Consider the following 20,574-nt stretch of genomic DNA (forward strand, 5'->3'; position numbering starts at 1 on the left):
GTCGCCGCCCTTGTGGTGGAGTGCTGAGGTCAGCTGGAGGGGGTGAGGCGGATACCGGTGATGCTGGTCGGGTCCCCGTCGGCGGGCTGCTGCACGAGGGTCAGGTCGTACGTGATCCCGGGCGCGAACGAACGCCGGATCTCCCAGTGGCCGCTCTCATCGACCTTCGTCTGGAAGATGGTGTTGTTGTTCCAGGCCGGAGCGATGGCCGTGACCGTCGCTCCGCGGGTTCCGGTGCCGGTGAAGCGCACGTCCGTGCCGGGCTCGAACGTCGACTCCTTCGCGGGCGTGGTCAGCGAGAACGGAAGGTCGACGCCCGTGGGAGCGAGCGTGAACGTGTTCGACAGCGACCGGGAGTCATCCGGTCGGATCTGCGTCGCGGTCAGCTCGTAGGTCGCAGTGGGTCCGTAGGAGCGGATGATGTTCCAGTTCCCGTTGGCGTCGGCCGTGGCCCGACCGTAGACGGTGTCGTTCCACTGGAAGCGGAGTTCGATCTTCGCGTAGGGGGTGGCGGTGCCGGTGACCCGGGTCTGTTCCCCTGGCGTGTAGTGGTGGTCCGCCGGCCCCGCGATCACGACCTCCTTGTTGGTGAGGTCCTCGGGCGCGAGGGTGAATCTGGTAGACGCGGAGGTGGTGCCGTCGACGCGGGTCTGCGTCGCCGTCAGCTCGTACGTGGAAGCTGGGCCGAAGGCGCGGTTGATCGACCAGTCGCCGTTCTTGTCGGCCTTCGCGGTGCCGTAGACGGTGTCGTTCCACTGGAAGCGGAGCTCGATCTTCGCGTAGGGGGTCGCGGTGCCCTTGACCGTGGTCTCGTGGTTCGGCTTGTAGGTGTGGCTGGACGGCTCGGTGATGTCGACCGCCTGAGGCGTCTGAGCGCCGTTGGGCGTGACCGTGATCGAGTCGGAGGTACTCAGGTTTCCCTTCGAACGCTGCTGAGCGGTGAGGGTCTTCGCGGAGTCCGAGGGTGCGAGTTCGATCTCCGCCGAGAACGTGCCGTCCTCGACCCTCGTGGTGACCGGCTCGGCACCGCCGGTGACCGTGACCGTGGCTCCGTCCTGGCCGGTGCCCGTGACCGAGACGACACCGGGGGTGACGGTGCCGGTCGGGCCGCTGATCTCGACGGCGTCGCCGAAGTCAGCAACGGCGGTGGTGGTCTGTGTGCCGTCGATGCCGGTCTGCTCGACGGTCAGGGTGTGCTGGCCCGGGCCGATCGGGTCGATCGGGAGCGACCACTTGCCGTCGGCGACCGATGCAGTCCCGAGGGTCTTCGCGCCGTCCTTCACGGTGATCGTCGCGCCCTCGGCGCCCTCGCCGGAGACCACGGCCTTCTGCGTCACGTCCGCGTCGAACCCGACCTGGGCGGTGGGCTGCTTCACGGTGGACTTGCCGGGGTTGATCGTGACCTCGGCGGAGGTGACGTTGTACCCCTTCGAGACGCCCTGCACGACGAGCTTGTACTCGCGGTCCTCGAGGCCCTGGATGACCGTGGCGTACCCGTTGGTGCCCGCGACGAGTTCCTTGAGCGGCTGGTCCGGCTTGCCGGCTTCGAAGATCTTGAGCTTCGTGCCCGCCTGCGCCTGGCCGCGGACGGCGAGGGCCTCGTCCGGGTCGAGGGTGTCCTCGTTCGAGGGGCTCGAGATCGACACGCCAGCGCCGTAGTCGAGCTGCACGTCGCTCATCGATGCGACCTCACCGCGGATGTGCTGCTCGACGCGCACGTCGTACGGGCCGCCGATGTTCGGCGGGTTGATCGCCAGGGAGTACTTGCCCTCGGCGTCGGTCATGGTGGTCTGGATCGGCCGGTCGCCGTGGAATGCCACGATCGAGGTGTTCGGCGACGCGGTACCGGTGATGTGCGCGACCTCGTCGACATCGGCGCTGAATTCGCCGGTCGCGGTCAGGTCGGACACGGCCAGGTCGACCTCGACCTCGGACTCGGCGACGCTCTCGTCGCCGGAGAACGCCTCGAGGTGCACCGTCGTCTTCCCCAGCGCCAGCCCGTCCAGGTCACGCGACCACGTGCCGTCCTCCTTCACGGGAACGGTCTTCGTCCTCGTCGTACCGTCCGCAGCCGTCCACGACACCACGACGTAGTCCGTGCCCTCCGGCGCGACACCATCGACCAGCTTCGCCGTCCCCGCCTCCAAACTCACGTCGGCGACGTCGGCGGAAACCCCAGCGAGATCAGCCGGCAGCCCGACGAAGTCCGCAGCAGATGGCTTGGTCGTCGACATGATGGCGTTGTAAGTAATGGCGTTGAGGGTGTCGAAACTGGAGGTCAGCCAGACACCCCATTTGTCGCCGTTGAAGTTGTGACGTACGCGCAGGCGTCCGTCAACCAGGCCCCAGAGACCCCCGTCGGAGTTGCACGCGACGCCTTCCCTCGCGGAGTTGACCAGGTAGCCTTTACCCCAACCGGTGCCGCCTTGGGCGGTGAGGCACTCGTCCGGCGTAGGGAACAACCGGTACCAGTCCGTGCCGTCAGACGTCTCTGCGTACTCGCTCCGGATCACGGACGCCGACGCTTCGGCTTCCTCCGGTGTGGCGTACTTGGTGAAGAGTTCTCCGTCGCTGAGGGCGTAGTAGCGGCCGTTGCGGATGTCGGTGACGAGCTTGAACGACGCTCCTGCAGTCCCGGGCGTGTGATTGGGTACCGAGGATGCGGTGGCAGCTGGTGCGATGCTCAGCCCCGCGGCGAGGGTGGCTGCGGCGACGCCGGTCGCGGCCGCAGCTCGAAGGAATGACTTCATGTGAATGAGGTGTCTTTCGGGATCGGGCCGCTGGGATCAGCGGCGTCTCACACAAGGAGTAATAAATATCACATGCACACGCTGTAAGCATGCCGAGTGTGATGACTACGAAGACTTGCGCCACCCCGACGCAACTTCGCCCCTGCCCACTTGACTCCCGACGGACCCTGAGTAAACTTGAGTGCAGCGGACGCAACTCCGCGTAGGCTTCAGCAAGACAGCACCCCAACCGAAGGAGCACCAACACATGGGACGTGCAGTAGGCATCGACCTCGGCACCACGAACTCGGTCGTCAGCGTTCTCGAGGGTGGCGAGCCCACCGTCATCGCGAACGCCGAGGGTCTCCGCACCACGCCGTCGATCGTCGCGTTCACGAAGGACGGCGAGGTCCTGGTCGGCGAGACCGCGAAGCGCCAGGCCGTCACGAACGTCGACCGCACCATCGCGAGCGTCAAGCGCCACATCGGTACCGACTGGAAGGTCGACATCGACGGCAAGAGCTACACGCCGCAGGAGATCTCCGCCCGTACCCTCGGCAAGCTCAAGCGCGACGCCGAGCAGTACCTCGGCGAGGACGTCACCGACGCGGTCATCACCGTCCCGGCGTACTTCAACGACGCCGAGCGCCAGGCCACGAAGGACGCCGGTGAGATCGCCGGCCTCAACGTCCTCCGCATCATCAACGAGCCGACCGCGGCCGCGCTGGCGTACGGCCTCGACAAGGGCAAGGAGGACGAGCTCATCCTGGTCTTCGACCTCGGTGGCGGCACGTTCGACGTCTCCCTGCTCGAGGTGGGCAAGGACGACGACTTCTCCACGATCCAGGTCCGCGCGACCTCGGGCGACAACCGCCTCGGCGGCGACGACTGGGACCAGCGCATCGTCGACCACCTCGTCAAGAAGTTCAAGGACGAGCACGGCGTCGACCTGTCCACGGACAAGATCGCGAAGCAGCGCCTGAAGGAGGCCGCCGAGCAGGCGAAGAAGGAGCTCTCGTCGCAGATGTCGGCGAACATCCAGCTCCCGTACCTGACGCTGACGGCCGAGGGCCCGCTGAACCTCGACGAGACCATCTCGCGCGCCCAGTTCGAGCAGATGACCTCGGACCTGCTCGACCGCACGAAGAAGCCGTTCAACGACGTCATCAAGGAGGCGGGTGTCAGCGTCAACGACATCGCGCACGTGGTGCTCGTCGGTGGTTCGACCCGCATGCCCGCCGTGGCCGAGGTCGTCAAGAGCCTGACCGGTGGCAAGCAGCCGAACCAGGGCGTCAACCCGGACGAGGTCGTCGCCGTCGGTGCCGCGCTGCAGGCCGGTGTCCTGAAGGGCGAGCGCAAGGACGTCCTGCTCATCGACGTCACCCCGCTGTCCCTCGGCATCGAGACCAAGGGTGGCCTGATGACGAAGCTCATCGACCGCAACACCGCGATCCCGACCAAGCGCAGCGAGACCTTCACCACGGCCGACGACAACCAGCCGTCGGTCGCGATCCAGGTCTTCCAGGGCGAGCGCGAGTTCACCCGCGACAACAAGCCGCTCGGTACCTTCGAGCTGACCGGCATCGCCCCCGCTCCCCGTGGTGTCCCGCAGGTCGAGGTCACGTTCGACATCGACGCGAACGGCATCGTGCACGTGTCCGCGAAGGACAAGGGCACCGGCAAGGAGCAGTCGATGGTCATCTCCGGCGGCTCGTCGCTGCCGAAGGAGGACATCGAGCGCATGGTCCGCGAGGCCGAGGAGCACGCCGCCGAGGACAAGGCCCGCCGCGAGGCCAACGAGCGTCGCAACCAGGCCGAGCAGCTCGTCTACTCGATCGAGAAGCTCATCAAGGAGAACGACGAGAAGCTCCCCGCGGACGTCAAGTCCGAGGTGCAGGCGGACGTCGACGGGCTCAAGTCGGCCCTCGCGGGTGACGACGACGAGGCCGTGAAGACCGCCTTCGACAAGCTCAACGAGTCGCAGGGCAAGCTCGGTCAGGCCATCTACAGCCAGCAGGATGCGGGCGCCGCTGCCGGTGGCGAGCAGCCGGCCGGCGACCAGGCGACGCAGGACGACGAGGACATCGTCGACGCCGAGGTCGTGGACGACGAGGACGACAAGGACAAGAAGTAACGATGGCGGACCCCAAGGACAACGTGCCGAACGAGGACGAGCCCCAGGTCGAGGGCGACGCCACCAACGCACAGGAGCCCGAGGACCTCATCGAGGCGGAGGGGCCGGACGTGGAACTCCCCACGGACGGCCCCGCCGCCGGCCCGAGCGCTGACCAGGCGGTGGCCGACGACGCCAGCGACCTCTCCCCGGAGGACCAGGCCCTGCTCGACGACGCCGCCCGCGGGATCGAAGAGGACAAGCTGAGCCAGGCCGACCGCGACCTCGTCGCCGACATGCGCGCCGACATGCTCCGTGCGCAGGCCGAGCTGGTGAACTTCCGGAAGCGCGTCGAGCGCGACCGCGAGGCGAACCGCGACGCCGTCATCGCCGAGGTCGTGCGGGCCCTGCTGCCCGCGCTCGACGACCTCAGCCGCGCCGAGGCCCACGGCGACCTCGCCGAGGGCCCCATGCAGGTCATCGCGCAGAAGATCCGAGGTGGCTTCGGCAAGTTCAAGCTGGAGCAGATCGGTGAGAAGGGCGAGCCCTTCGACCCGAACGTGCACGAGGCGATCGTGCAGCTCCCGACGCCGGGCGCGACCGGCCAGACCGTGGCGGACGTCGTCGAGCCGGGCTACAAGCTCGGCGAGCGCGTCATCCGTGCGGCCAAGGTCGCCGTCGCGGTCCCCGCCTGAGGCACGGGAAGGAGGTAGGGATTCATGGCCAGTCAGGACTGGTTCGACAAGGACTTCTACAAGGTCCTCGGCGTCGACAAGACGGCGAGCGACGCTGAGCTGAAGAAGACCTACCGGAAGCTCGCGCGGCAGTTCCACCCGGACTCCAACCCGGGTGACGCCGCCGCCGAGGCCCGCTTCAAGGAGATCAGCGAGGCGTACTCGGTGCTCTCCGACAAGGAGCAGCGCGCCGAGTACGACCAGGTCCGCGCCATGGGGTCGGGCGCCCGTTTCACCGCGGGCGGCCCGGGCCAGGGCGGCGGGTTCGAGGACGTCTTCGGTGGGATGTTCGGCCAGCAGGGCGGACAGCGCGTCCGCTTCGGCCAGGGCGGACGCGGCGGCGGTGCCGGCGGCTTCGAGGACATCCTCGGCGGGATGTTCGGTGGCGGCCAGGGCTTCGGCCAGTCGTCCGGCGGCTTCCGCGGGTTCGGTGGGCCGACGAAGGGACGCGACGTCACGGCGTCGACGACCCTCGACTTCACCACCGCGATCGCCGGTGACACGGTCAAGCTGTCGCAGGGGAACGGCCGTCCGGTGAACGTCCGCATCCCCGCGGGTGTCGCCGACGGGCAGAAGATCCGCCTGCGCGGCCGGGGCGAGCCGAGCCCGGACGGCGGCGAGGCCGGTGACCTGGTGGTCACCGTCAGCGTCCGCAAGCACCCGGTGTTCGAGCGCGACGGGCAGCACCTCCGCGTGGACGTCCCCGTGACGTTCGCCGAGGCAGCGCTCGGCGCGACGATACAGGTCCCCACCCTCGGCGGCGAGCCCGTCAAGCTCAAGGTCGCACCGGGCACCCCGTCCGGTCGCGTCCTGCGCGTCAAGGGCCGCGGCGTCACGACGAAGAACGGCACGGGCGACCTGCTCGCGACCGTCCAGGTCGCGGTGCCGTCGCACCTGTCGGACAAGCAGCGCGAGGCCGTCGAGGCGCTCCGCGCCGCCCTGCCGGACGAGGACCCGCGCGAGGACCTGCTCGCCAAGGCGCGCGGGTAGGCGGTACCAGCAACAGCACGAGAACCGGTCTGGAGGCCCGGTGCGGCTCCGTCAGGAAGCCGCACCGGGCCTCCAGACTGTTTCCAGGACCACCCGACGACGGAAGGGACGTGACGTGACCGACATGGACGAGGAGTCGCCCGTCTTCGCGATCGCGGTGGCGGCCGAACTCGCGGAGATGCACCCGCAGACGCTGCGGCAGTACGACCGGCTCGGCCTGGTCGTGCCCGGGCGGACCCGCGGCGGTTCCCGCCGCTACTCGATGCGTGACGTCGCGCAGCTGCGCGAGATCGCGCGGCTCGGCAGCGAGGGGGTCTCGCTCGAGGGCATCCGTCGCGTGCTGGAGCTCGAGAACGAGAACCGGGCGCTCCGCGACCGCGTGCGGGAGCTCGAGCGTGCGCTGGCTGACCAGTTGATCAGTCGACCGGGCGCGCGGGTGTTCGCGGCGACGACCACGGGTGCCGCGGTGCCGCTGCGAGCCGGGGTGCGGCCGCAGCGCAACACCGCCGTTGTGCTGTACCGACCAGCCAGAAGGACGACTGACGGCTGACGGAGCCCTTCGTAGCGTGACGAACGACCCGATCGGGTCACCAGTCACGATCTCAGGAGGTACTCCGTGCGTTCCCGTCCATCCGTCGTCACGATCGCCGTCGGCACCGCACTCACCGCCGTCCTCGCCTCGAGCGGCGTCAGCGGTCCGGCGTTCGCGGCGACTGACAGCAGCCCGTCGACCGGGGCGTCGACCGCGCCGTCGACCGAGGCCTCGACGAAGGCGATCTCGATCCGCACCAGCCCGCCCACCGACGTCTCCGTGTCGGTCGGCGCCGAGGGCTTCACCGTCCGGGCGACACCGCACTGCGACCTGGCGCCCGAGTGCAAGAGCTCCATCCGCGTCCTCAGCGCCGGGTTCAGCACCACCGTCGACACCCGGAACGGCGCGCTCGTCCCGTGGCCGACGGGTTGGGCCGAGGGGGAGACGCGCACCGACGGGCTCGTCTTCAGCGCTGCCTGCGACGGCTCCCGCTGCTACACCGAGACGTCCCCCGGGGTCTCGCTCGGGTCGATCACGCGTCCGGTGACGCCGCGGGCGCTCTCCGCCGAGGTCACCGCGCGGGACGACGCTGCCCGGACGGCCCGCGTCGAGGGGACCGCGACCCCGGGAGCGTCGATCCGCGTCGACGGGGCAGAGGTCGCACGGGTCGACTCGTCCGGCCGGTGGAGCCACGAGCTGCGGGACCTCGCGGTCGGCGACAACGTCCGCACCTACCAGCAGTACGTCGACGGCTCGTTCCGGGACGAACGACGGGTGACCGTCCGGATCGAGGAGACCCGACCCGTGTTCACGGGCACGGTGTCGTTCGACGACGACGTCACGCAGCGCGCGCTGGTCGCCGGTGCGGGCGTCCCCGGCGCACGCGTGGTGCTCGTCGACGGCACGTCTACGGTCGGCGAGACGACCGTCGGGGCGGACGGCCGGTGGTCGTTGCGGATCGACGCTCCCGACCGTGGCGGGGTCCGTCGCCTGACCGCGACCCACACGGCTGCGGGACAGGGGCCGGAGACCGTCGGCATCGACGTCGACTACGGCCAGGCCGTCCGCATCACCTCGCCGGGGAACGGATTCGTCATCCCACCGGCGTTCCCGGCGGTCAGGATCAGCGGGACCGCGGCGCCGGGGGCCGTCGTGCGGCTCTCCGAACGGGGTGTGAGCGGGAGCGACCTCGGCTCCGCGACGGCCGGTGCGGACGGTCGGTGGGCGATCCGGACACCGGCGCTGCCGCAGCGTGACCACGTACTGCAGGCCACGGCGACGTCGCGTGGTGCGAACTCGACGTCGGCCACCCTCGAACTCCTCGGCGGCTGATACGTAACACGCGGTATTCCGACTCCGTAGGTTGGTCAGGGTCCCGCACGGGGCCCTGACCGACAGGAGAACACGATGCACGAACGACCACCGATCGCTGCGGCCCTCGTCGCGGGGCTCGTCGCCCTCGCCGCCCTCGCAGGACCAGTGCCGGCTGCGTCGGCGGCTGACCAGGACGGCACCGGGGCCGAGGCCGGGACCGTCCGCGACCTCGCGACCGACCCGGAGCAGTCGCGGCAGTTGGCCTACCCGCACCTCCCCACCGGCGTCCGGGTCGAGGCGAAGCAGTCGGGTCTGGTCGTGACCGCCAACCCGGTCTGCACCGGACTCGTCTGGGGGTGCAAGTCGATCATCCACTCGAGCGGGCGCGTGTTCGACCTGGTCGACACGACGAACGGGTACACGGTGCCGTGGCCGTCCGACTGGCGCGAAGGGGAGTCGCGCGACGCCGGCGCGGTCTACTCGGCCGCGAAGGACTGGGTCTCCTGGTGGTGGAACTCCCGGCAACCGGCCGCACTCGGATCGGTGACGCGGCCGTACAGCGCACGATCGTTGACGGCGACGGTCGTGAGCAAGGACGACGCCGCTCGGACCGCCCGCGTGACGGGGACGGCGACGCCGAAGGCCTCGATCCGCATCGGTGGGTCCGAGGTCACGACGGCCGACCAGTCCGGCAACTGGTCGTACACCGTGACCGGACTCTCCGTCGGCGCGAACAGCCGGACGTTCCAGCAGTACATCGACGGCTCGTACAAGGACCAGAAGGCGTTGTCGGTGACGATCGTCGACCCCGTGCAGCCCGACCAGATCACCGGCGACCGCGGGTCGGCGACCCTGGAGCGCGGGAAGGCGACCACCGTGTACAGCACGTACACCCCGAAGCGAGCGTTCACGACCCCGTCGGGTCGTGTCGAGTTCACCGCTCCGACGGGGACGACCTTCGCGCCTGGTCAGGACAGCCAGCGCGGGGAGTACCGGTCGGGCTCCTCGTGGCGCTCCTTCGGCGGCGACAGCCTCGTGAACGGGTCGCGCTCGAGTGACGGTCGGACCTACACCTTCGACCTCGGGCAGCGGAACTGGGACGTCGCGCAGGACCAGGAGTTCCGGTTCGGGCTGCGGGTCGAGACGCCGGTCGACGTGACGACGACCACGAGCAGCATGACGGGGCACCTCTCCGGGTCGTTCACCGGCGGCACGTTCGACACCACCGCCACGACGGACACGACCGTGGCCGACCAGCCCCTGACCGCTCGGGTCGCCGAGGTCGACACCGCCCGGCGGACGGCGACGGTGGAGGGCACCGCTCCCGGCGTCACGACCGGCATCACGATCACGTGGGAGCGCAACAGCCAGGAGACGACGCAGCGCGTAGAGCCGAGCGACGGGACGTGGACGGTCGACGTCGACGGACTGCGAGCCGGGACCAACACGGTGCAGGTGGAGGCCTTCGCCGGACAACAGTCGCTCGCCCGGACCTCCGTCGACGTGCAGGTCGACGCGCCGACATTCGACGCGTCGGTGACGTTCGCCGACGACGTGACCGAGCGGGCGACCGTGTCCGGGCACGGAGTCGCCGGTGCGCGGGTCGTGCTCCGGGACGGGTCGACGGAGGTCGGGTCGACGACCGTGGGGCAGGACGGGACGTGGACCGTGCGGCCGGCAGCGCCGGACCGCGGTGGGGTCTGGTCGCTGACGGCGACGCAGACCGCGAGCGGGCAGCCGCCGCAGTCGATCGGCGTCGAGGTCGACTACGGGGCGGCCGTCAGGATCACCTCGCCGGGTGACGGGTTCGTCGTCTCGCCGGTGTTCCCGAGCGTCCGGATCAGCGGGGTCGCCGTCCCCGGTGCGGTCGTCCGGCTCGCAGAGCGGGGTGTGCCCGGCAGCGACCTGGGATCGGTCACCGCGGGCGCGGACGGTCAGTGGGCGGTGTCGACACCTCCGCTGCCGGTCCGCGACCAGGTGATCGAGGCGATCGCCACCGGGCGTGGCGCGAACACCACGACGGCGACGGTGTCGCTCTCCGGCAGCTGACCGGAGGTCGAGGCGGACGAGCCCGCGGTGCCCGAGCGGCCCGCGGGCTCGTCTGCGTCCGAGGACGCGTGCCCGAGCACACAGCCCCCGACGGCGGCACGGTGACAGCGGCAGAGTGACGACGGCGCAGTGGCCGGTCGCGTGGCCGACGGGCTCGCGCCGCGCGACGTCAGGGTGCGGGCGGTTCGTTCCGCTCCGCGGCGCGCGCCGTCATGCTCCCGCACCGGGGCACGGTGGGCAGCTCGAGCTCCGGGTCGACCGGTCTGCAGCGACCCGGTCGCCCGGCACGGATCCGGTCGATCACCGTGCGCAGGCAGGCGCCGCACACCTCAGCGGTCCTTCCGGTCCGGGTCCGGCAGCAGGTGGATCCGGCAGGACGCCCGCTCCGCCAGTCGCCCGTCGCGGCTGTCCACCGCGATGCGCAGCGCCACGAGGCCGTTGCGGATGTGCTCCCACGGCAGTGCAGCACGGACGTCGTCGTGGCGCAGTCGGTAGGTCAGGCCGTCGAGCGCGCCGCTCAGCGTCGCGGCGAGCAACGGGTTGTCGCACTCCGCGATGAACGACCGGTAGACCGGCGTCACGGCGTCGGCGCCCCACTCCCAGCGGGTCTCCGCCATGCAGTCGAGCAGGAGCCCGAGCCGGCGGAAGAGCAGGGCGCGTCGGCGATCGTCGAACTCGGGGATCGTCGTGCGCACGAGTCCGCCGAAGAGCAGCCCGAGCGCCTGCAGGGTCGGCACGAGGTCCTCGCGTCGGGGGACGGTCACCCTCGTGTACCGGTTGGCACGGAACTCGACCAGCCCGAGGTGCCCGAGGTCGGACAGCGCCTCGCGCACCGGCGTGCGGGAACAGCGCAGTCGGCCGGCCAGCTCGTCGTCGTCGAGCAGGGTGCCCGGGGCGAGCACCCCGCCCATGATCTCGGCGCGGAGTCGCTCCCTGGCCTGGTCTCGGAGCCGGGGCCGCACCCCGGCGTCTGGCGAAGCGAACATCGGCCCCTCTCGCACCGTCGTCCCACCCCGTCCGGGCGGTGCATCTGACTGTAGGGCCATGGGATACCAGAGCAGACCGGTGATATACCGACGTTGTCCGGTCGCGACGCCCCGTGAGGGTGGTGTGGGTAGCCTTGGCCGGTGCCGTTCGACTTCGCAGACCACTTCCGGCGCCGTTCCGACGGCGACCAGCCGGACATCGTCGCGATCGACGGCACGGACCGCTTCATGCTCGACGAGGCGCCGTTCCTGCACGGTGACGCGCTCCGGCAGCCGGGCGAGGTCGCCGTGGTCGACGACCGGTACGGCGTGCTGACGCTCGGACTCCTGGCTCTGCACGGCTCGAGCGACATCCGCGTCGTGCAGGACTCCCTGGTGGGGGAGCGTGCCCTCACCGCCAACGCCGGCACCTTCGGGCGTCGGGGCTTCCACCACCCGGCGACGCTCGAGGACGCCTTCCGCGACGTCCGGCTCGTGCTCCTCCGGCTGCCGAAGTCGAACGACCGGCTCGACGAGGTCGCGCGCGCGATCGCCCGGTGGGCGGCTCCCGACGTCGTCGTGGTCTGCGGCGGCCGCGTCAAGCACATGACCCTGTCGCAGAACGACGTCCTGCGCCGGTACTTCGGCGAGGTCACGGCGTCACGCGGACGCGCGAAGTCCCGACTCCTCATCGCACAGGACCCCCTGCACGCGGCCGCCGCGCGCGCGGACGTGACCGCGCCCTGGCCGCGCACGGTGCACAACGACGAGCTCGGCATCACGATCGCGGCGCACGGCGGCGTGTTCGCCGGGGCGTCGCTCGACCTCGGCACCCGGGTGCTCCTCGACGTGGTCGACGACGCGGTCCCGTCCGCGCGCCAGGCGGTCGACCTCGGGTGCGGCAACGGCACGATCGCGACCGTGCTCGCGCGCCGTCGGCCGTCGATCCGGGTGGTGGCGACCGACGTCTCGAGCGTCGCCGTCGCGTCGACCCGCGTGACCGCGGACCGCAACGGCGTCGGCGACCGGGTGGTCACCGCGCGGACCGATGCGGGGGACGAGCTCGACAGCGGCTCGGCGAAGCTCGTGCTCTGCAACCCGCCGTTCCACGACGGCACCAGCGTCAGCACCGACGCGGCGGCGGCGATGTTCCGGAACGCGGCCCGCATCCTGCAGCAGGACGGCGAGCTCTGGTGCGTCTGGAACGGCCACCTGCGCTACCGCGCCGACCTCGAGCGGACCGTCGGTCCGACGCGGCAGGTGGTGCGGACGTCCCGCTTCACCGTGACCGCGTCCCGCGTCACGTCCTGAGACCGGCCACGGACGGACGGGAGGCCCGTGGCTGCGCAGCCACGGGCCTCCCGTCCGTCAGGTGGTCACGTCAGGACGCGACCCGGGCCGGTCAGGCCGGCACGTAGTCGAACGTGTCCGGGTCCGGTCCGGTGCGGTGGCCCTTGTCGAGCGAGGTGATCGCGGTCATGTCCTCGTCGGAGAGCTCGAAGTCGAAGATCGCGAAGTTCTCCTCGACACGCGAGCGGGTGACCGACTTCGGGAAGACGATGTCACCGCGCTGGATGTGCCAGCGGAGGACGACCTGCGCCGGGGTCTTGCCGGTGTTCCCGGCGATCCGCGTGATGGTCTCGTCGTCGAGCACGAGGCCCTGTGCGATCGGCGACCATGCCTCGGTCGCGATGCCGTGCTCGCGGTCGTACGCGCGGAGCTCCTCCTGCACGAGGTACGGGTGCACCTCGATCTGGTTCACGGCCGGGGTGATCGTCGTCTCGGCGGCGAGGCGGTTGAGGTGGTGCGCCTGGAAGTTGCTCACGCCGATCGAGCGGGCCGTGCCGCCGCGGTAGAGCTCCTCCATCGCCTTCCACGTCGGGACGAAGTCCGAGACGGTGGGCAGCGGCCAGTGGATGAGGAACAGGTCGGTGTAGCCGCCGAGCAGGTCGGCCGACTTCTTGCCGTTCTCGAGTGCGGCCTCGGGGTCGTGGAACCCGTTGTTGAGCTTCGAGGTGACGAAGATCTCCTCGCGTGGGATGCCGGACGCCTCGATGGCCTCGCCGACCTCCTTCTCGTTGCCGTACATCTCGGCGGTGTCGATGTGGCGGTAGCCGACCTCGAGCGCGGTGAGGGTGGCCTCCTTCGTGTCCGAAGGGTCGATCTGGAAGACGCCGAAGCCGAGCTGCGGGATGGTCTTGCCGTCGTTCAGGGTGATGTTCGGAACGGTCATGCCGCCATGCAACCAAACGGGTCCCAGGAGGCATTCCGGCAACGCTCAGCCGGGCGGGTCGACCGGTGCGGAGTGCGCGAACCGGACCGGGGTCCGCTCGCTCGATCCGGTTTGCAAGCGGGCGGACAGGTGGGGCCGCAGCCGGTACAAGCGGGAGAATGTACGTAGAACACAGAACATCACCGGTCGGGGTGGTCTTCGTGACCGCACTCTGCCTGGTCGCCGCACTCGTCGGAACGCCGTCCGACCGGGCCGCTGCCGCGACCGACGAGCCGGGCCCGGCCGGAGGGGGAGTCGCGCCGTTCCGCGGGGCGATGCCCGAAGCGACCGGGGCGAACGCCGCGCCCGTCGTCCGTGCCTCGGAGGACTTCGAGCACGGCATGTCCACCACGCCGGTGATGCTCGACCAGTACGTGGGGCGCACCGGGCAGCGCTACACGGCGGACCCGCGGTGGATCGACGCGCAGCAGTGCAACGGCGTCCTGACCAGCCAGACGAGCCGCGACCTCGCCGCCTGCGCTGCGAACCCGCAGCTCCGGACGCTCGCGACCGTCCTCGGCACCGTGACCGGGACGGACCCGAGGTCGAACCACGCCGTCAGCGCCTGGACCCTGGACCGGCGGATGCCCGCGGACGCCGTGCAGGTGCAGCCGACCGCTGCGACGCCGCTCGGCCAGACCGGTCGCTTCGTCTCGTTCGGGGTCGCGGCGGCCGCGGCGTCCTGTGACGTCGCGCACCCGAAGCTCGCGTTCTCGCTCGTGGACCGCGGCGAGGAGCGCCCCGTCTCGGGGCCGATCGACCCGTGCACGGACCGACGCGCGCAGACGTACACCGTCGGCGGCGAGCAGATCAGGGCGGGCTCGTTCGTCTCACCCGGCGGTCTGCTCTTCGACGGCGACACCGTGCAGTGGCGGCTCCGGAACCAGCAGACGGCGTTCGACGGCAACGACGGCGCGATCGACGGGGTGTCGGTCCTCGACACGACACCGCGCCTGGCGAACGCCTTCGCCGGGACGCCGGTCGTCGGAGACACCGCCCGCATGACCGCCAGGGTCGTGAACACGTCGGAGCTCGGGTCGAAGCCCGGCTGGTCGTACGCGGAGCGCCTCCCCGCGGGCCTGCGCATCGCGCGGACCCCGCGGCTCGAGAGCACCTGCACCGGTGGAGCGGTGACCGCCGAGCCTGGCGGTGACCTGCTGAGCGTGCACGGGGACCTGGCCACGGACGCGGTCGACTGTGCCGTGTCCTTCGACGTGACCGCGGACCGCGCGGGGACCTACACGCTCGCTGCGGGCGACGTCGAGGCCCACCGCGGGATCGACCTGCCGGACCCGGCGAGCGTGACGTTCCTGCCCGAGCAGAACGCCCTGGAAGCCACCGAGGAACCGGTGCTGACGGGCGACGACGCGGTCGCCGACCTGGGCGAGGAGATCGCGTTCGCCACGACGGTGCGCAACGCCGGGAACGCCCCGGTGCACGACCTCGGTGTGGTCGGGACCGCGGGCACGAGCACCTGTGCCGCGACCGACCTCGCGCCGGGAGCGTCCACGCTCTGCACCTCGCCGAGTCGACCCGTCGTGCAGGCCGACCTCGACCGGGGACGGATCGACGATGCCGTCCGCGCCACCGCCACCGCGCGCTCCGGTGCCCCGGTCGATGCCACCACGTCGGCGAGCGCCCCGACCCCCGCGGCCGCACCCTCGGTGGCCGGGGTGCTCACCGCGCACCGGGACGACCACGAGCCGAACCCGGGCGACGAGGTGACGCTGGAACTCCGGGTCGCGAACACCGGGAACGTCACGCTGCACGACATCGCCGCCGCCGTCGACGACCGGGAGGAGTTCACGGTGTCGTGCCCTGCGGCCCCGCTCGCACCGAGCGCGGACGAGGACTGCCGTGTCTCGGGGGCTGCACGGCTCACCCAGCAGGACATCGACGGCGGCTCACTCGGCTTCGCCGCTCCCGTCGCCGGCCGTGCCCCGGACGGCGCCGAGGTCCGGACGGACACGTCGACCGACGTCCCGCTCCCGCGGCGCAACGCCGTCACCGCGACGGCGACCGCGTCGATCGTGCCCGGCGCGGGGTCCGTCCCCGTCGCGGGCGACGAGGTGCGCCTCGGGCTCGTCCTCCGCAACACCGGGAACACCACCCTGCACGACCTCACCGCGCTCGCCGAAGGCCGTCCGGACCTCGACGTCGACTGCCCGACCGGGGACCTCGCGCCAGGGGCTGTCGTGACCTGCACGGTCGGGTCGCACCACCTGTCCCAGGCCGAGGTCGACGCCGGGCGGCTCGACGTCGCCTTCACGGCGCGGGGCATCGGCCCCGACGGGCAGAGCGCCGAGGCCCACCCGGTGACGGGCGTGGACGTCGAACGGCTGCCGGTGCTCGGCGCGACGCTCACGGCGCACCTGGCGACCGTCGATTCCGGTGGCTCCGGTGGGTCCGGTGGCTCCGGTGGCTCGGATGGATCCGGAGGGTCCGGTGCTGCCGGTACCGACGACCGGCTGCCGCGTCCCGGCGACCACGTCGAGGTCGCCGTCGAGCTCCGGAACGCGGGCAACGTCACGCTGCGCGACCTGAGGGCCGAGCTCGTCGAGTCGGCCGACGCGCCGGTGACGTGTCCCACTGCGACGCTGGCACCGGGTGGGACGGTCTCCTGCACGGTCCCGGACCACGTGCTGACGCAGGACGATGTCGAACGCGGGGTCGTGCCGTTCGTGCTCGCCGCGTCGGCGACCGACCCGACCGGGTCCGCCGTCGACGCGCGTGACGACGTCCGGGTCGGCCTCCGTGCCGGGAACGTCCTCGACCTGCGCACGACCGTGGTCGAACGCGCTCGCGACGGCGAGGCGCGTCCGGTCACCGGAGCAGTCCACGAGGGCGACCGGATCGCGGTCCGCGGGACGGTGCGACACACCGGCAACCTCGTCGTGCACGGGCTCCGGGGTGTGGACGCGGACGTGCTCGACTGCGCGGACCGGACGCTCCAGCCGGGCGGTGCGACGACCTGCGACGGGGCGTTCCACACCGTGACGGCAGCGGACGTCCGCGCCGGGGTGGTCCGGTTCACCACCGAGGTCGCGGGGCGGGTGAGCCGCGCGGACGGCGAGTCCGAGCACGTCGGGGGCGGCTCGGACACCACGCAGACGGGGACCGTCACGGCGCACCACCGGACCGGCTCGTCGACCCCGGCGGACGACGCGTGGCCGGTGGCGGTCGCGTCCCCCGTCCGACACGACGAGGTCCGGGTCGAGGCCCCTGCGGCCGCCGGGGCGGCGGGCACCCCGGCGGCGCTGGCCTTCACCGGCACCACGGCCGTCGCCGGCGGACTCGTCGGAGCGCTCGGCCTGGTGCTGCTCGGGACGGCCCTCGTCGTCATGCGACGTCGGACGGACCGGACGGGACCGCCTGCGCAGGGTGCCGCCGGGGACCGCGGCGCGGGCCACGGCGAGGAGTAGTCGGGGAACGGACCCGGGTCGGGAGCGACCCGGGTCCGCGCTCGGCTCAGGCCGGCGCCCGCTTCAGGCCAGCGCGGCCGCGATGTACGCCAGCAGTGCGGAGCCGTAGGTCTCCGCAGCGTCGGCGCCGGTGAACTCCCGCCACTCGCCGTCGATCGTCGCGGTCACGGTGAAGCCCGCCGCGAGCGAGACGAACGCCGGCCCGAGCAGCTCGCGCAGCTGGTCCTCGCGCGGGAGCCACAGGGCCTCGGTCGCGGACACCGAGTCGAGCGCCCACTCGGTCGTGCCGTTGAACCCGAGCACGGTGCCGGATGGGTAGTCGTGCCGCTCGACGGTCATCTCGGAGACCGTGTAGACGTCGTCGTCGACGCCCGGCTTGTCGATGACGAAGCGGTCCCCGGTCGCGGGGTGCCAGCGGAGCCCGGCGTCGCGGAGGGCCTTGGCGGTGTCGACGGTGATCACGGCACCACCCTGCCACGTGCCGCCGCCGAGCGCGGTTCCGCCGCCGGGCGGAGGCGCACGGCAAGGTCCGCGTACTAGCATCGCCGAGCACCCCGCGTACGGCGAGCGATCGTCCGCGCGCGCGGACGCGACGATGCCGAGCAACCGGTGCCGCGCCTCCAGGCCGTCCACGGCCACGGGCACGACCGCGAGCCGGCGTCCGGACGCCGGTCCCCGCCGACGCCCGCGCCGCTCGTCCGCACCGAACCCGTCCGCCCAGCAAAGGACCCGCATGACCCTCGAGCGCGAGGAACTCCGCGACGACTGGACCGTGGCGATCGCGGGCGACGAGCCGCCGGTCGGCGCGCCGGAAGGCATCGTGGGACGCACCATGAGGGCGACCGTCCCCGGGCAGGTGCACACCGACCTCGAGCGCGAGGGGATCGTCGCCGACCCGCGGTACGACCGCAACGAGGCCGCTGCCGCCTGGGTCGGCCGCGCGGACTGGTCGTACCGCCGCACCGTCGACGTCGCCCCGCGGGGCTTCGAGCGCGTCGACCTGGTGTGCGAGGGGCTCGACACGGTCGCCGAGCTCAGCCTGGACGGCGTCGTCGTCGGCACCACGCGGAACATGCACCGCCGCTACCGCTTCGACCTCAACGACGTGCCCGGTGTGACGGGCGAGCGTGAGCTCGAGCTGCTGTTCGAGTCGCCGTACCGCGAGGCCGGTCGGGTCGCCGCCCGCGCCGGGTCGATGCCCGGACCGTACGACGAGCCGTTCCCCTACGTGCGCAAGATGGCGTCGAACTTCGGCTGGGACTGGGGACTGACGGCGGTCACGAGCGGGCCGTGGCGGCCGGTCGCGATCGAGCGCTGGTCCACCGCACGGCTCGCCGAGGTCCGACCGCTCGTCGACGTCGAGGCCGGCGAGGGCGTGCTCGACGCACACATCACCGTCGAGCGCTCGGGCATGAACGACCTCGACCAGGACGGCGAGGACGACGACCTCGTGCTCGTCGTGACCGTCAGCGGGCCGACCGTCGACGGTGGGACGACCCGGCAGCGCTCCCGTGCGCAGCTGACCCCGCAGAGCGACGAGACCGTCGTCACGGTGCGGGTGCCGGACGTCCGCCGCTGGTGGCCGCGCGGGTACGGGGAGCAGGTGCAGTACGACGTCACGGTCGAGCTGCAGACGGTCGACGGCGAGGTCCTCGACCGCCGCACGAGCCGCACCGGTTTCCGGTCGACCCGCATCGACACCGCCGAGGACGAGATCGGCAAGCCCTTCACGGTCGTGGTGAACGGCACCGTGGTCGACGTCCGGGGCGTCAACTGGATCCCGGACGACGTCATCGTGTCCCGTGTGGACCGCGCCCGCATCGAGGACCGGCTGCGCGCCGCTGCCGACCTGCACGTGAACCTCGTGCGCGTCTGGGGCGGCGGCGTGTACGAGTCGCACGACTTCTACGACGTGTGCGACGAACTCGGCCTGCTCGTCTGGCAGGACTTCCCGTTCGCCTGCTCCGCCTACCCCGAGGTCGAGCCGATCCGCAGCGAGGTCATCGCCGAGGCCCGGGACAACGTCGCCCGCCTCGCCGGACACCCGTCGCTCGTCGTGTGGAACGGCAACAACGAGAACATCTGGCTGCACGACGCCGACGGCTGGGCCGAGGAACTCGGTGATCGCGGCTGGGGCCTCGACTACTACCTCGACCTGCTGCCGACGATCGTGGACGCGGTCGACCCGTCGCGCTTCTACACGGTCGCCTCGCCGTGGTCGGGGTCGGAGAGCCTGCCGGCGAACCACGTCGACCACGAGACGCACCACTCGTGGGACGTCTGGAACCGGCTGTCCGACGACCACTACCGCGACTCCGTGCCGCGGTTCGTCTCCGAGTTCGGCTGGCAGGCCCCGCCCGCGTGGCGCACGCTGCGCGACGCGGTCGCCGACGAGCCGATGCGCGTCGACTCGCCCGGTGTCGTCCACCACCAGAAGGCCGACGACGGCATGGGGAAGCTCGCGCGCGGCATCGCGCCGCGCTTCGGCACCGTGGACCCGGCGGACCTCGACCGCTGGCACTACCTGACGCAGCTGCAGCAGACCCGTGCGATCGCGACCGGCGTCGAGCACTGGCGCACGCACTGGCCGCGCTGCACCGGGGTCGTGATCTGGCAGCTCAACGACCTGTGGCCGGTGTCCTCGTGGTCCGCGATCGACTCCGCGGGGCGGCTGAAGCCGCTCGCGCACGAGCTACGCCGCCTGTACGACGACGTGCTGCTGACGATCCGCCCGGTCGCCGCCCGCACGTCGGCCGCCGGTCCCACGGACGGCGAGGACCGGCCGGGAGGCACGGATCACCCCGACCGGTCGACCCACGACGGCGAGACGGCCGAGCTCGCGGACACGCTCTCGCTCGGTGTCTCACCGGGCGCTTTCGGCAACGCGCCGATCGAGGTCGCCGTCCGGTCGTCGCGCTCCGGTCTGGACAGCGTCGTCCGGGTACGGCGGATCGCGCTGTCGGGGGCGATCCTCGCCGAGGTCACGCTGCCCGTGCAGCTGTCGGCCTCCGGGGTCGCCGTCGTGGCGCTGCCGGAGTCGGTGGGCGTCGTCGACGACCCGACGAACGAGCTGGTCGTCGCGGACATGGACTGGCACCGTGCGGTGTGGACCCCGTCGCCTGACCGCGAGATGCGCTGGCAGCCGGCGCGGTACCGGACCTCGGTGACGCCGGCACCCGACGGGGACGGCCACGACCTGGTCGTCGAGGCGGACTCGCTCGTGCGCGACCTGCTGTTCCAGCCGGACCGCCTCGCGCCGACCGGCACGGTGGACCGCGGCTTCATGACCCTGCTGCCCGGGGAGCGCGTCGGATTCCGCTTGCGTGGCCTGGCGGCCGCGCAGCTCGGTGCACTCGACGAGTCTCCGGTCACCTGGACGTTGGACCGGGTGCTCGCAGGTGATATCCGAAACTGATATGCTTGTCGGGTGACGTACTACGTCATCCGCGTGCCT

The 20,574-nt window shown here is 71.5% G+C and carries 13 protein-coding genes; 9 read left to right on the top strand and 4 right to left on the bottom strand.

Annotation, left to right across the window (positions count from 1 at the left end; genetic code table 11):
• Positions 1–29: 29 nt before the first annotated feature.
• Entirely contained in the window at positions 30–2,750 is a 2,721-nt protein-coding gene (locus tag C1N91_RS02085; RefSeq protein WP_137766398.1) for an Ig-like domain-containing protein, read from the bottom strand.
• 247 nt (positions 2,751–2,997) lie between these two features.
• Here C1N91_RS02085 and dnaK point away from each other — a divergent pair, with 247 nt between their 5' ends.
• The 6 genes from dnaK (at position 2,998) to C1N91_RS02115 (ending at position 10,461) form a co-directional block, all read left to right on the top strand.
• Positions 2,998–4,863: a molecular chaperone DnaK gene (dnaK, locus tag C1N91_RS02090; protein WP_137766399.1), complete on the top strand. Its 1,866-nt coding sequence runs from the start codon at positions 2,998–3,000 to the stop codon at positions 4,861–4,863.
• Between the two features lie 2 nt (positions 4,864–4,865).
• Complete coding sequence (locus C1N91_RS16930; protein WP_254678305.1) at positions 4,866–5,537, top strand: nucleotide exchange factor GrpE; 672 nt, start codon at positions 4,866–4,868, stop codon at positions 5,535–5,537.
• A 24-nt stretch (positions 5,538–5,561) separates the two neighbouring features.
• Complete coding sequence (locus tag C1N91_RS02100; RefSeq protein WP_137766400.1) at positions 5,562–6,566, top strand: DnaJ C-terminal domain-containing protein; 1,005 nt, start codon at positions 5,562–5,564, stop codon at positions 6,564–6,566.
• 124 nt (positions 6,567–6,690) lie between these two features.
• On the top strand, positions 6,691–7,116 hold the full coding sequence (locus tag C1N91_RS02105) for a heat shock protein transcriptional repressor HspR (protein WP_137768613.1): 426 nt from the start codon (positions 6,691–6,693) through the stop codon (positions 7,114–7,116).
• A 66-nt stretch (positions 7,117–7,182) separates the two neighbouring features.
• Complete coding sequence (locus tag C1N91_RS02110) at positions 7,183–8,430, top strand: hypothetical protein (RefSeq protein ID WP_137766401.1); 1,248 nt, start codon at positions 7,183–7,185, stop codon at positions 8,428–8,430.
• Between the two features lie 75 nt (positions 8,431–8,505).
• Positions 8,506–10,461, top strand: coding sequence for a hypothetical protein (locus tag C1N91_RS02115; protein WP_137766402.1), 1,956 nt, complete (start codon positions 8,506–8,508; stop codon positions 10,459–10,461).
• Positions 10,462–10,790: 329 nt separating this feature from the next.
• Here the strand turns inward: C1N91_RS02115 and C1N91_RS02120 are convergent, their stop codons facing one another.
• Entirely contained in the window at positions 10,791–11,447 is a 657-nt protein-coding gene (locus C1N91_RS02120; RefSeq protein WP_175415870.1) for a GntR family transcriptional regulator, read from the bottom strand.
• 141 nt (positions 11,448–11,588) lie between these two features.
• Here C1N91_RS02120 and C1N91_RS02125 point away from each other — a divergent pair, with 141 nt between their 5' ends.
• On the top strand, positions 11,589–12,737 hold the full coding sequence (locus C1N91_RS02125; protein WP_254678306.1) for a class I SAM-dependent methyltransferase: 1,149 nt from the start codon (positions 11,589–11,591) through the stop codon (positions 12,735–12,737).
• Positions 12,738–12,828: 91 nt separating this feature from the next.
• Here C1N91_RS02125 and C1N91_RS02130 read toward each other — a convergent pair whose 3' ends face one another.
• Positions 12,829–13,659, bottom strand: a complete 831-nt coding sequence (locus tag C1N91_RS02130; protein WP_137766404.1) for an aldo/keto reductase — start codon at positions 13,657–13,659, stop codon at positions 12,829–12,831.
• 200 nt (positions 13,660–13,859) lie between these two features.
• Here C1N91_RS02130 and C1N91_RS02135 point away from each other — a divergent pair, with 200 nt between their 5' ends.
• The gene (locus tag C1N91_RS02135) at positions 13,860–17,120 is read left to right on the top strand and encodes a DUF7507 domain-containing protein (protein WP_175415871.1); all 3,261 of its coding nucleotides are present in this window, start codon (positions 13,860–13,862) and stop codon (positions 17,118–17,120) included.
• A 63-nt stretch (positions 17,121–17,183) separates the two neighbouring features.
• On the opposite strand, the gene C1N91_RS02140 is transcribed toward C1N91_RS02135, so the two are convergent.
• Positions 17,184–17,582: a pilus assembly protein CpaE gene (locus tag C1N91_RS02140; RefSeq protein WP_137766406.1), complete on the bottom strand. Its 399-nt coding sequence runs from the start codon at positions 17,580–17,582 to the stop codon at positions 17,184–17,186.
• 271 nt (positions 17,583–17,853) lie between these two features.
• Between C1N91_RS02140 and C1N91_RS02145 the strand changes: the two genes are divergently transcribed.
• On the top strand, positions 17,854–20,535 hold the full coding sequence (locus C1N91_RS02145; RefSeq protein ID WP_175415872.1) for a glycoside hydrolase family 2 protein: 2,682 nt from the start codon (positions 17,854–17,856) through the stop codon (positions 20,533–20,535).
• Positions 20,536–20,574: the final 39 nt, after the last annotated feature.

The organism is Curtobacterium sp. SGAir0471 (assembly GCF_005490985.1).
Taxonomy (GTDB): Bacteria; Actinomycetota; Actinomycetes; order Actinomycetales; family Microbacteriaceae; genus Curtobacterium.